Origin of the sequence: Sulfuriferula plumbiphila (genome assembly GCF_009938015.1) — a bacterium.
GTDB classification, from domain to species: domain Bacteria; phylum Pseudomonadota; class Gammaproteobacteria; order Burkholderiales; family Sulfuriferulaceae; genus Sulfuriferula; species Sulfuriferula plumbiphila.
In genome coordinates, this window is sequence record NZ_AP021884.1 from 2,948,263 (window position 1) to 2,960,084 (window position 11,822).

At 60.4% G+C, this 11,822-nt stretch carries 11 protein-coding genes; 10 read left to right on the forward strand and 1 reads right to left on the reverse strand.

What is annotated here, in order from left to right; all coding sequences use genetic code 11:
- Positions 1-227 precede the first annotated feature (227 nt).
- Complete coding sequence (ahr, locus tag GZH91_RS15245; protein ID WP_147072994.1) at positions 228-1,229, forward strand: NADPH-dependent aldehyde reductase Ahr; 1,002 nt, start codon at positions 228-230, stop codon at positions 1,227-1,229.
- 242 nt (positions 1,230-1,471) lie between these two features.
- Here the strand turns inward: ahr and GZH91_RS15250 are convergent, their stop codons facing one another.
- A complete protein-coding gene (locus tag GZH91_RS15250) occupies positions 1,472-2,362 on the reverse strand; it encodes a phosphoribulokinase (RefSeq protein WP_147072992.1) in 891 nt (296 codons plus the stop codon).
- Between the two features lie 136 nt (positions 2,363-2,498).
- Between GZH91_RS15250 and leuS the strand changes: the two genes are divergently transcribed.
- From leuS to rng, 9 genes are all read left to right on the forward strand, one after another.
- A complete protein-coding gene (leuS, locus tag GZH91_RS15255; protein ID WP_147072990.1) occupies positions 2,499-5,129 on the forward strand; it encodes a leucine--tRNA ligase in 2,631 nt (876 codons plus the stop codon).
- 16 nt (positions 5,130-5,145) lie between these two features.
- Positions 5,146-5,637 carry an LPS-assembly lipoprotein LptE gene (locus tag GZH91_RS15260; RefSeq protein WP_147072988.1) on the forward strand — a complete coding sequence of 164 codons (492 nt, stop codon included), beginning with the start codon at positions 5,146-5,148 and terminating at the stop codon, positions 5,635-5,637.
- Positions 5,638-5,640: 3 nt separating this feature from the next.
- The gene (gene holA / locus GZH91_RS15265) at positions 5,641-6,675 is read left to right on the forward strand and encodes a DNA polymerase III subunit delta (RefSeq protein ID WP_147072986.1); all 1,035 of its coding nucleotides are present in this window, start codon (positions 5,641-5,643) and stop codon (positions 6,673-6,675) included.
- Positions 6,676-6,907: 232 nt separating this feature from the next.
- Positions 6,908-8,161 carry a glutamate-5-semialdehyde dehydrogenase gene (locus GZH91_RS15275; RefSeq protein ID WP_147072984.1) on the forward strand — a complete coding sequence of 418 codons (1,254 nt, stop codon included), beginning with the start codon at positions 6,908-6,910 and terminating at the stop codon, positions 8,159-8,161.
- A gap of 27 nt (positions 8,162-8,188) precedes the next feature.
- Positions 8,189-8,845: a nicotinate-nucleotide adenylyltransferase gene (gene nadD / locus GZH91_RS15280; RefSeq protein ID WP_147072982.1), complete on the forward strand. Its 657-nt coding sequence runs from the start codon at positions 8,189-8,191 to the stop codon at positions 8,843-8,845.
- Positions 8,845-9,201, forward strand: coding sequence for a ribosome silencing factor (rsfS, locus tag GZH91_RS15285; protein ID WP_147072980.1), 357 nt, complete (start codon positions 8,845-8,847; stop codon positions 9,199-9,201). Before nadD ends, rsfS begins: the two co-directional genes overlap by 1 nt.
- A 9-nt stretch (positions 9,202-9,210) precedes the next feature.
- The gene (rlmH, locus tag GZH91_RS15290; protein ID WP_147072977.1) at positions 9,211-9,681 is read left to right on the forward strand and encodes a 23S rRNA (pseudouridine(1915)-N(3))-methyltransferase RlmH; all 471 of its coding nucleotides are present in this window, start codon (positions 9,211-9,213) and stop codon (positions 9,679-9,681) included.
- A 6-nt stretch (positions 9,682-9,687) separates the two neighbouring features.
- A complete protein-coding gene (locus tag GZH91_RS15295) occupies positions 9,688-10,308 on the forward strand; it encodes a Maf family protein (RefSeq protein WP_147072975.1) in 621 nt (206 codons plus the stop codon).
- Positions 10,309-10,331: 23 nt separating this feature from the next.
- A complete protein-coding gene (gene rng, locus GZH91_RS15300) occupies positions 10,332-11,786 on the forward strand; it encodes a ribonuclease G (RefSeq protein WP_147072973.1) in 1,455 nt (484 codons plus the stop codon).
- Positions 11,787-11,822 lie beyond the last annotated feature (36 nt).

Here is an 11,822-nt window from a genome sequence, read left to right on the forward strand (position 1 = left end):
GGTCGGGTATTTCTCCCATGGCAGTCACTCGATCATCAATCCGTATTAATATTGCATATGCGGACAGACAACCTCAGAGCACCCACAACGAATCAAGCAGTTATTGCGCACTGGCATGTTCTGAGAATTTTGACAGACCTGACCGGCCAGTCTGGTGAATATCCACTATGCGACATTAAGCAAAAACCTTAACACCGGTACTCAACGCTACCATAAGGAGATCAAGCATGATACAAGCCTTTGCTGCATTTGAACCCGGGGGGGAGCTTAAACCGTTCGAGTATGATCCGGGCCCGCTCAGGCCCCATGAGGTAGAAATTGATGTTCAGTACTGCGGTATCTGCCATAGTGATCTGAGCGTGCTCGACAATGAATGGGGAATGACCCAGTATCCCGTCGTTCCCGGGCATGAAGTGGTAGGAACGATTGCCAAGGCGGGAGATAACGTCAAGCATCTGACGGTCGGTCAAATAGTCGGGCTGGGCTGGCATTCCGGCTACTGCAACGCATGTACCCCTTGTCACACAGGCGACCACAACCTGTGTGCCAATGCGCAGGCGACCATCATCGGCCATCATGGCGGCTTTGCCGACAAGGTGCGTGCGGCTGCCAACAGTGTGGTTCCCATTCCCGATGGGATTGACCTGGAGTCCGCCGGCCCCCTGTTTTGCGGCGGGATTACCGTTTTCAATCCGCTGGTCCAGTTTGATACCAAACCCACCGACAAAGTGGCGGTGATTGGCATCGGCGGTCTGGGCCATATGGCGTTGCAGTTCCTCAATGCATGGGGCTGCGAAGTGACGGCATTTACCAGCAGCGAAGATAAAAGGAAAGAAGCGCTGAGCCTGGGCGCCCACCATACGCTGAACTCCCGCGATCAGAAAGGAATCGAGGCGGCGGCAGGACGTTTTGACCTGATCATTTCCACGGTCAACGTCAAGCTGGACTGGAATCTCTATCTCGGCACACTGAAGCCGCGCGGCCGTTTGCACTTTGTCGGGGCGACACTGGATCCGCTCGATATCAATGTGTTTTCACTCATCATGGGTCAACATGCGGTATCCGGCTCTCCGGTCGGCAGCCCATTAACGATTGCCAGGATGCTGGAATTCGCCAAGCGCCACAACGTCAGGCCGGTCATCGAGAAATTCAGCTTTGATGACATCAATGAGGCTATCAAAAGATTGAGGAGTGGCCAGGCACACTATCGCATTGTGCTGCAGCGCTAATTCATGCCTGACCACACATAACAATGGCATGCGGCGGACATGGGCCAGCCACGCCGCTGATGCGCAATGTCGAGTGTCCGCTATCGGGGAATGCGACCGTCCGTTACGGATCCGCCAGGCTCACCCGCTTCAACCTGGACACACCCGCGGCCAACCCAGCGGGCGTTGTTAGGCACCTTCACCATCCCAATAAAAAAGCCGGGCTCACCCGGCTTTTTTATTATTGCGATTAATCAAGCCAATCAGGCTTTTTTCTTGGCAGCAATCATGTCTTCGATCATCGGCCCCAGGATCAGCTCCATCGAATAACCCATCTTGCCGCCGGGCACCACCAGGGTGTTGGCACGCGACATGAAGGAGTTGGGAATCATGTTGATCAGGTACGGGAAATCCACGCCTCTGGGCTCGCTGAAGCGGATGATGACCAGGCTCTCGTCCGGGGTCGGGATGTCGCGCGCGATGAACGGGTTGGAGGTATCCACCGTGGGCACACGCTGGAAATTGACATGGGTGCGGGAAAACTGCGGCGTGATGTAGTTCACGTAGTCCGGCATGCGGCGCATGATGGTGTCCACAATGACTTCGGCGGAATAGCCTCGCTCGGCGGCATCGCGGTGGATTTTCTGGATCCATTCCAGGTTGACCACGGGCACCACGCCTACGCCCAGATCCACGTATTTGGCCACGTCTATCTTGCCGTGCGAAACCAGGCCATGCAGTCCTTCGTAAAACAGCAGATCGGTACCTGCAGGCACTTCTTCCCATGGGGTGAACTCACCGGCAGACAGCTGGGTCCCCAGGCGCCTGTTGTGGAAATCCGCTTCTTCGTCGCTGTGAATGTAGAAGCGTTTTTTGCCCTTGCCGTTCTTGCCGTAGCTCTTGAACAGTTCTTCGATCTTGTCGAAATGGTTGGCTTCCGGGCCGAAATGGCTGAAATGGTTATTGCCGACGGCTTCGGCCTTTTTCACTGCCTCCTTGAATTCCACACGGTTCAGGCCGTGAAAGCTGTCACCTTCAACCACGGCGGCGCTGATGTTCTCGCGGCGGAAAATGTGCTCAAACGCACGCTTGACAGTGGTGGTGCCGGCGCCGGAAGAACCGGTCACGGCGATAACGGGGTGTTTCTTGGACATGATGCGCTCCAGTTAAGAACCATAAAAAGCCGAAATACAATCGCGGCAGTATAACTTTTAAGCAGTCCGGCTGTCCACGCACCGCCTGTGCAGCAGAGTATAATCGGGCTTTTGCCAGCGCCGTTTATCGCACCTCATGGAAGCCCAATACCAACCCCAGAAAATCGAGGCGGATGCCCAGCGCCGCTGGATTGAATCCGCCGCATTCAAAGCCGTCGAGACCACGGACAAGCCCAAGTACTACTGCCTGTCGATGTTCCCCTATCCTTCCGGCAGGCTGCATATGGGACACGTGCGCAACTACACCATCGGCGACGTGCTGGCCCGCTTTCATCGCATGCAGGGCTATAACGTGATGCAGCCGATGGGCTGGGACGCATTCGGCCTGCCCGCGGAAAACGCTGCGCTGAAAAATGGCGTGCCGCCCGCCGCGTGGACGTATGCCAACATCGACCATATGCGCAGCCAGTTGAAGAGCCTCGGCCTGGCGATCGACTGGGATCGCGAACTCGCCACCTGCAGGCCCGAGTATTACCGCTGGGAGCAGTGGCTGTTCACCAGGCTGTTTGAAAAAGGCGTGATCTACAAAAAAACCGCTTCGGTCAATTGGGATCCGGTAGACAACACCGTGCTCGCCAACGAACAGGTGATCGACGGGCGCGGCTGGCGTTCCGGCGCGCTGGTGGAAAAACGCGACATCCCGATGTACTTCATGCGCATCACCGCCTACGCCGACGAGTTGCTGGGCGGTCTGGATACCCTGCCGCACTGGCCGGAGCAGGTCAAAATCATGCAGCGCAACTGGATCGGCAAGAGCTTCGGCTGCGAAGTGCATTTCCCTTACGATGCCGCCAGCATCGGTGCGGCCGGCGCGCTCAAGGTCTACACCACGCGCCCGGACACGCTGATGGGCGCGACTTATGTGGCGGTCGCCGCCGAACATCCGCTCGCCGCCCGGGCTGCTGCCAACAACCCGGCGCTGGCCGAGTTCATCGCCGCATGCAAGCGCGGCGGCGTGGCCGAGGCCGACATCGCCACACAAGCCAAAAAAGGCATGAACACCGGCCTGTTCGTCTCGCATCCGCTGTCCGGCGAAAAACTCCCGGTATGGGTCGCCAACTATGTGTTGATGGGCTACGGCGAAGGCGCGGTGATGGCGGTACCGGCGCACGACGAACGTGACTTCGAATTCGCCGCGCAATACGGGCTACCGATGAAAACCGTCATCGCATCCAGCAGCGGCGCTTATGAAACCGTAGCTGCACCGTGGCAGGATGCTTACGCCGAGCATGGCGTGTGCATCAATTCAGGCAAATACGACGGCCTGGATTTCGATGCCGCGCTGGAAGCCATCGCCGCCGATTTGCAGGCCAAAGGACTGGGCAGCAAACGCACCCAGTTCCGCCTGCGCGACTGGGGCATTTCGCGCCAGCGCTACTGGGGTTGCCCGATTCCCATCATTCACTGCGCCACCTGCGGCGATGTGCCGGTGCCTGACCACCAGTTGCCGGTGGTGCTGCCGGAAGATGTGGTGGTCACCGGCGCGGGCTCGCCGCTGGCGAAAATGCCCGGGTTTTACCAATGCGACTGTCCGAAATGCGGCCAGCCGGCACGGCGCGAAACCGATACCATGGACACCTTCGTCGAGTCAAGCTGGTATTACGCGCGCTACGCCAGCCACGACTGCGGCAGCGCCATGGTGGACCAGCGCGCGGCTCACTGGCTGCCGGTGGATCAGTACATCGGCGGCATCGAGCATGCCATTTTGCACCTGCTCTACGCGCGCTTCTTCCACAAGCTGATGCGCGACGAAGGGCTGTTCGGTGACCCTGGGCGGGGAGAAAACCGGCTTGACGAGCCCTTTGTGCGCCTGCTCACGCAGGGCATGGTCGTCGCACCGACGTTTTACCGCGACGCCGGGGAAGGCAAGAAAGACTGGTTCAACCCGGCCGAGGTCGATGTGCGCATGGACGAGCGCGGCCGTCCGCTCGATGCATTGCTCAAGGCCGACGGCCTGCCGGTGACCATCGGCGCTACCGAAAAGATGGCCAAATCCAAGAACAACGGCGTCGATCCGCAACTCCTGATCGACGGCTACGGCGCCGATACTGCGCGCCTGTTCATGATGTTCGCGGCGCCGCCCGAGCAAAGCCTGGAATGGTCGGATGCCGGGGTGGAGGGCGCGTTCCGTTTTCTGAAGCGGCTGTGGAAGCTGGTGCACGATCACGTCAGCGCCGGCGTGGTGCCGGCGTATACGGGCGGCGAGTTATCCGCCGGGTTGAAGGCCCTGCGCTTCCAGCTGCATACTGCAGTAAAAAAAATCAGCGATGATTACAGCCGCCGCCAGACTTTCAACACCGCGATTGCCGCGGTGATGGAACTGCTCAACACATTGAGCAAAATGAGCGACACCAGCCTGGCCGCACGCAGCGTGGCGCAGGAAGTGCTGGAGCGCGCAGTGCTGATGCTCGCGCCCATTGTCCCGCATGCGTGCGAAGCGCTGTGGACAGCACTCCGGCCGGATACGCAGCTACTCGATCAGGCCTGGCCGCAGGTGGACGAAAGCGCGCTGGTGCAGGATGAAATCACCCTGATGCTGCAAGTCAACGGCAAGCTGCGCGGCGAGATCACCGTCGCCCAATCCACCAGCCGCGAGCTTATCGAACAGCTGGCGCTGGCTCACGAGGCTGCACAAAAATTCATGGCCGGACAGGTTCCGAAAAAAATCGTGGTGGTAGCTGGGCGACTGGTCAATATCGTGGTCTGAACACAACGGAGACAACATGAAAAACATCCTCACCCACTGGCTATGGCTGGCACTCATTGGCGTCACACTCACCGCAGGCTGCGGCTTTCACCTGCGCGGGCAGGTCGAACTGCCGTATCGATCCGTTTATGTGGAAGGCGGTCAGGGTGGATTGACGACTGCGCTGCAAGCCGCCTTGCGTCTCGGACATGCCGGGCGCCTGGCTCCCAGTGCCGCGAAAGCCGAGAGCGTGATTCAGATTTTGTCGGAGCAGAACAGCAAGGTGATCCTGTCCCTGTCCGGCATCGGCAGGGTGCGTGAATACCAGCTGCAATACCGGGTGCAATACCAGCTCATCACGCCCAAGGGCAAAGTCATCCTCGCCCCGGCCAACCTGCTGCTGGCGCGCGACATGACCTACAACGATGCCCAGGTATTGGCCAAAGGGGAAGAAGAACAGCTGCTTTACCGCGACATGCAGAAAGACGCCGCGCAACAGATTTTGCGGCGCATCGCCAGCGCCCATTAACCCATGCGCATCAAGCCGGAGCAACTCGCCCAGCACCTGGCACGCGGTATCCAGCCGCTCTATACCGTGTACGGCGACGAGCCGCTGCTGGCTCTGGAAGCCGCTGATCTGGTGCGCGCCAGCGCCCGCTGCGCGGGCTACAGCGAGCGTGAAGTCCACACCGTGGAAGCACGCTTCAACTGGAACGAGCTGCTTGCTGCCGGCGACAACCTCTCCCTGTTCGGCAACCGCCGCCTGGCCGATATCCGCATTCCCTCCGGCAAACCCGGGCTGGAAGGCGGCAAGGCACTGCAGGCCTATTGCGCCAGGCTGCCCGCAGACACCGTCACGCTCATCACCCTGCCCAAGCTCGACCGCCAGGCCACCAACGCCAAATGGTTTACCGCGCTGCAAGCCAGCGGTATCGTGATTGGCGTTAACCCGGTTGCCATCGACCAGTTGCCACGCTGGATCGGCGCGCGGCTGGCCGCACACAACCTGCAAGCCGACAGCCAGACCCTGCGCTTTCTGACCGAACGCGTGGAAGGCAACCTGCTCGCCGCCCAGCAGGAAATCCGCAAGCTCGCGCTGCTGTTCCCGCCTGGCAGAATCACCTTCGACAACGTGCGCGAAGCGGTACTCGACGTCGCCCGCTACGATGTTTTCAAGCTTGCCGACGCACTGCTGACCGGCGATGTGCCGCGCCTCATGCGCATGCTCGACGGCCTGCGCAATGAAGGCGAAACCCCGGTACTGATCCTGTGGACACTCACCCGCGAACTGCGCATCCTGACCCGCATCAAAGCCGGCCAGGCCAGCGGCCAGCCCGCCGCCCAACTGATGCGCGAAGCCGGGGTGTGGGAGTCGCGCCAGACGCTGGTGGAAAAAGCGCTCGCCCGCGTCAGCCTGAGCGCGCTCACCCAGGCGCTGCGCGATGCGGCCGGGATAGACCGCACCATCAAGGGTTTGCAAACCGGCGACGTATGGGATGCACTCAGTCAACTGGCGTTGAAAATCGCGCTGCCGGGCAGCACGGCGCACCCCTCCTCTGTCCGTTAATTCTGGAAAAAGCAGGTTGGCCCCGAGCAACTCCGTGGTTATGCACGGCTCACACCCGCGGAACTCGCACAGATGCCCGCCGATCAGGAACCCGTATTTTTGCTTGAGTAACCCGGCACGATCCGGCGCAGCGTGCACGTCCTCAGGCTCTGCCCATGTCCAAGCCACGCAAGCATCCTGCCGTCGTTCCGGGTTAGAATCCGACTTTAACAATTTCACCACTGGATTTGATATGGACATCAAAACCTACATGCAGGACAGGGGACGCGCTGCCCGCGCCGCTTCGCGCGCCGTGGCACGCGCCGATACCAACGCCAAGAACAGGGCGCTCAACGTCATGGCTGCGGCTATCCAGCGCGATGCCGACAAGCTGCTGGCTGCCAACGCTGAGGACATGGCCGCCGCGCGCGCCGCCGGACTGGACGCAGCGCTGCTCGACCGGCTGGCGCTGAATGCCAAATCCATCGCCGGCATGGCAGAAGGGCTGTTGCAAATCGCCGCGCTGCCCGACCCGGTGGGCGAAATCACCGATCTAAAATACCGCCCGTCCGGCATCCAGGTGGGCAAGATGCGCGTGCCGCTGGGCGTGATCGGGATCATTTATGAAGCGCGTCCCAACGTGACCGCCGACGCCGCCGGGCTGTGCCTGAAATCCGGCAACGCCGCCATCCTGCGCGGTGGTTCCGAGGCGATCCGCTCCAACCAGGCGATTGCCGCCTGCGTGCGCGAAGGGCTGGCCGCGGCCGGCCTGCCGGAAACCGCGCTACAGGTGATAGCAACCACCGACCGCGCGGCGGTGGGCGAACTCATTACCATGCAGGGCTATGTGGACGTGATCGTACCGCGCGGCGGCAAGGGGCTGATCGAGCGCGTGATGAACGATGCGCGCATTCCGGTGATCAAGCATCTGCATGGCGTATGTCATGTGTATATCGATGACCGCGCCGACGTGGACAAGGCGGTGCGCATCGCCGACAACGCCAAAACCAGCCGCTACGGCACCTGCAACACCATGGAAACCCTGCTGCTGGCAAACAACATCGCGCCGGCAGTATTACCCAGGATCGCCGATATCTACGCCGCCAAGGGCGTAGAAATGCGCGGCTGCGACGCAGCGCGCCAGATTGTGGCAATGAATGCGGCGACGGATGTGGACTGGGTCACCGAATACCTCGCGCCCATCATTTCCATCCGCGTGGTGGACGGCATGGATGCGGCGATTGAGCACATCAATACCTATGGCTCGCAGCATACCGACGCGATTGTCACCGAGGACTATGCGCGCGCGCGCCGCTTCCTGCGCGAGGTGGATTCCAGCAGCGTGATGGTGAACGCCTCCACCCGCTTCGCCGACGGCTTCGAATACGGCCTGGGTGCTGAAATAGGCATTTCCACCGACAAGATCCACGCACGTGGCCCGGTCGGACTGGAAGGGCTCACGTCGCAAAAGTGGGTCGTGTTAGGCGATGGTCATGTGCGCGGATAATTCCGGGAATAAGCCTCTGGCAACGCATTGAAACCTATCGGCATTTTCGGCGGCACCTTCGACCCGATCCACTTCGGCCATTTACGACTGGCGGAGGAAATGGCCGAGGCGCTTGAGCTCACCACGGTGCGCCTCATCCCGGCAGGCACGCCGCCGCATCGCACGCGCCCGCGCACCGACGCGCACCACCGGTTGCAGATGGTGCGGCTGGCAATCGCCGGTAATCCGCGCTTTGTGCTGGATGACCGCGAAGTGGGTTTGCCGCGTCTGTCTTACACAGTGGAAACGCTCGCCTCACTGCGTGACGAACTGGGTGCGAGGCAGCCCTTGTGCCTGCTGCTGGGTGCCGATGCGTTTCTGGGCTTGACCACCTGGCACCGCTGGCAGGACTTGTTCACGCTGGCGCATATCGCGGTGGCGCACCGTCCCGGTTTTCCGCAAAGCGCCTGGAAGGACGCCATGCCCGAAGCATTACGCGCCGAACTGGAAGCACGCATGGCACATCCGCACGACCTCACCAGCGCTGCGGCGGGGCTGCTTGCAACCCGCCCGATCACCGCGCTGGACATCTCCGCCACGCACATCCGCGACACCTTGCGTGCCGCACGTAGCCCACGTTATTTGCTGCCTAACGCGGTTCTCGACTATATTCAGGCCAACCAACTGTATTTACCGGAAAATTAATGGATATCAACGAAATCACCGCCGCTGTCGTGGACGCGCTGGAAGACATCAAAGGCCAGGACATCGTGGTCCTGGACACCAGTCCGCTCACGTCCATGTTTGACCGCATGGTCATCGCCAGCGCCGACTCCACGCGCCAGACCAAGGCACTGGCCCACAACGTGCAGGAAAAACTCAAGGAAAAAGGCGTGCCCGACCAGGGCATTGAAGGCCTGGCCTCGGGCGAATGGGTGCTGCTTGATCTGGGCAGCGTGGTAGTGCATGTGATGCAGCCTGCAGTGCGCCAGTATTATAACCTGGAAGAACTATGGAGCGCGGCGCAGGATCAGCGCAATAAACGCAACGCAACCGGCTGAATCTCCCCCATGAAGCTGCGCATCATCGCGGTAGGGAAAAAAATGCCGGCGTGGATCGAGGCCGGGTTTAGCGAATATGCCAGGCGCATGCCACGCGAGAACAGTATCGAGCTGGTCGAGCTCAAGCCGGAGAAACGCGGCGGCGGCAAAACCAGCGGGCAGATCCAGGAAGCCGAGCGCGACCGCATCCTCGCCGCGCTACCGCGACACGCCACAGTGTGGGCACTGGATGAGCACGGCAGCCAGCTCACCACCCTGGAACTGGCCGGCGCGCTGCGTGAATGGCAGGGGACAGGGCGCGACACGGCTTTTGTCATCGGCGGTGCCGATGGCTTGCATCAAGATGTCAAACAGCGTGCCGATAAACTGCTTGCACTGTCACGCTTTACCTTGCCGCACGGCCTGGTGCGGGTGATGCTGGTCGAACAGCTATATCGCGTCTGGAGCGTGACACACAACCACCCCTACCACCGGGAATAAACCAACATGGCGCATACCGATCCACGCATTTATCTGGCCTCACGCTCGCCGCGTCGCCGCGAGTTGCTGCGCCAGATTGGCGTGCGCCACGAGGTGCTACTGTTACGTGAATCCGGCGATCGCCTGGACGTAGATGAAACGCCGCAGCCCGGCGAACCACCGCAGGAATATGCACTGCGCATTGCGCGTGGCAAGGCCACCGCCGGCTGGCAATGTGTAATGGAACGCCATATCCCGCGCTACCCGGTGCTCGGCGCCGATACCACGGTGACCGTGGATGGCGAAATCCTCGGCAAGCCGTTGGGTCTGGACGCTGCCATTGCCATGCTCGCCAAGCTGGCGGGGCGCAGCCATCAGGTGATGACGGCAGTGGCACTGGCATGCGAAACACGCTGCGAGGTACTGCTGAGCACGTCGACGGTCAGGTTCAAACCCCTCAGTGAACGCGCAATCCACACCTACGCAAGCAGCGGCGAGCCCTTCGACAAGGCTGGCGGTTATGCCATCCAGGGACGCGCAGCGACTTTCATCGAGCATCTGGAGGGCAGCTATTCCGGCGTGATGGGCCTGCCGCTGTATGAAACTGCGCAGCTGCTGGAACGCTACAACATGAAATTATTCGAATAAGCCCTACTGGTAAACCGCACACCATGAGCGAAGAAATTCTCATCAACGTCACTCCCCAGGAGACCCGCGTCGCGGTGATGCATCTGGGCGTGGTGCAGGAACTCCACATCGAACGCATCAGCCAGCTTGGCCTGGTGGGCAATATCTACTTCGGCAAGGTGTGCCGGGTATTGCCGGGGATGCAGTCGGCGTTTATTGACATCGGCCTGGAGCGCGCGGCGTTTCTGCATATCGCCGACATCTGGGAAGAACGCCATGCCGGGGGCGAGGAACGTCCGATTGAACGCATCCTGTTTGAGGGACAGGGTGTACTGGTGCAGGTCATCAAGGATCCAATCGGCACCAAGGGCGCGCGGCTGTCTACCCAGGTGAGTTTTGCCGGGCGTTTTCTGGTGTATCTCCCGCAGGAAACGCATATCGGCATCTCGCAAAAAATCGAGGATGAAGCCGAACGCGAGTCGCTGCGCCAGAAACTGCAACAGCTGTTGCCCGAGGATGAACACGGCGGCTTCATCATCCGCACCATGGCGGAACAGGCTGAAGAGCGCGAATTGCAGGCGGATATCGGGTACTTGCGCAAACTGTGGGCGGATATTCAGCAACAGGCCAGAACCGCGCCGCTGAAATCGCTGCTGTATCAGGAACTGAACCTGTCGCTGCGCGTGCTGCGCGATTTCGCCAACGAGGAAACCGACCGCATTCTGGTGGATTCGCGTGAAACCTACCAGAAAATGCTGAGCTTTGCCGAGAGCTACAGCGGAGCTGTGGTCAACAAGCTCAGCCACTACGCTGCCGAGCGTCCGCTGTTTGACCTGTATGCCATCGAGGATGAAATCGAGAAGGCGCTGGCGCGGCGCGTGGATCTGAAATCCGGCGGCTACCTGATTATCGACCAGACCGAAGCACTGACCACGGTGGACGTGAACACCGGCGGTTTCGTCGGCGTCCGCAATTTCGACGACACCATTTTCAAGACCAACCTGGAGGCCGCGCAGGCTATTGCGCGTCAGTTGCGGCTGCGCAACCTGGGCGGCATCATCATCGTGGACTTTATCGACATGGACAATCGCGGTCATCGCGACGAAGTGTTTTCCGAGTTTAAAAAGGCGCTGGCGCGTGACCATACGCGCATGACGGTGAATGATTTTTCCCCGCTGGGGCTGGTGGAGATGACGCGCAAGCGTACCCGCGAAAGCCTGGCCCACGTTTTGTGCCAGCCCTGTCCGACCTGTCAGGGACGGGGCGAAGTCAAAACCGCGCAAACCGTGTGTTATGAAATCCTGCGCGAAATCGTGCGCGAAGCGCGCCAGTTCAATGCGCGCGAATTCAGGATACTGGCGTCACAGCAAGTGATTGATCTGTTTCTGGATGAAGAGTCGCAGAGCCTCGCCCAGCTCGGCGATTTCATCGGCAAACCGGTATCGCTACAGGTGGAAAGCCTGTATACCCAGGAGCAATACGACGTGATTCTGATTTAGAGCCTGGCAGTGGTTAACAGCCATTGCGAGGATGAT

Excerpts from the sequence above, each read along its gene's own strand:
- GZH91_RS15275 (WP_147072984.1), top strand. The coding sequence starts at position 6,908 with ATGGACATCAAAACCTACATGCAGGACAGGGGACGCGCTGCCCGCGCC.
- rng (WP_147072973.1), top strand. The coding sequence starts at position 10,332 with ATGAGCGAAGAAATTCTCATCAACGTCACTCCCCAGGAGACCCGCGTC.
- rlmH (WP_147072977.1), top strand. The coding sequence starts at position 9,211 with ATGAAGCTGCGCATCATCGCGGTAGGGAAAAAAATGCCGGCGTGGATC.
- holA (WP_147072986.1), top strand. The coding sequence starts at position 5,641 with ATGCGCATCAAGCCGGAGCAACTCGCCCAGCACCTGGCACGCGGTATC.
- GZH91_RS15260 (WP_147072988.1), top strand. The coding sequence starts at position 5,146 with ATGAAAAACATCCTCACCCACTGGCTATGGCTGGCACTCATTGGCGTC.
- ahr (WP_147072994.1), top strand. The coding sequence starts at position 228 with ATGATACAAGCCTTTGCTGCATTTGAACCCGGGGGGGAGCTTAAACCG.
- GZH91_RS15295 (WP_147072975.1), top strand. The coding sequence starts at position 9,688 with ATGGCGCATACCGATCCACGCATTTATCTGGCCTCACGCTCGCCGCGT.
- GZH91_RS15250 (WP_147072992.1), bottom strand. The coding sequence starts at position 2,362 with ATGTCCAAGAAACACCCCGTTATCGCCGTGACCGGTTCTTCCGGCGCC.
- rsfS (WP_147072980.1), top strand. The coding sequence starts at position 8,845 with ATGGATATCAACGAAATCACCGCCGCTGTCGTGGACGCGCTGGAAGAC.
- leuS (WP_147072990.1), top strand. The coding sequence starts at position 2,499 with ATGGAAGCCCAATACCAACCCCAGAAAATCGAGGCGGATGCCCAGCGC.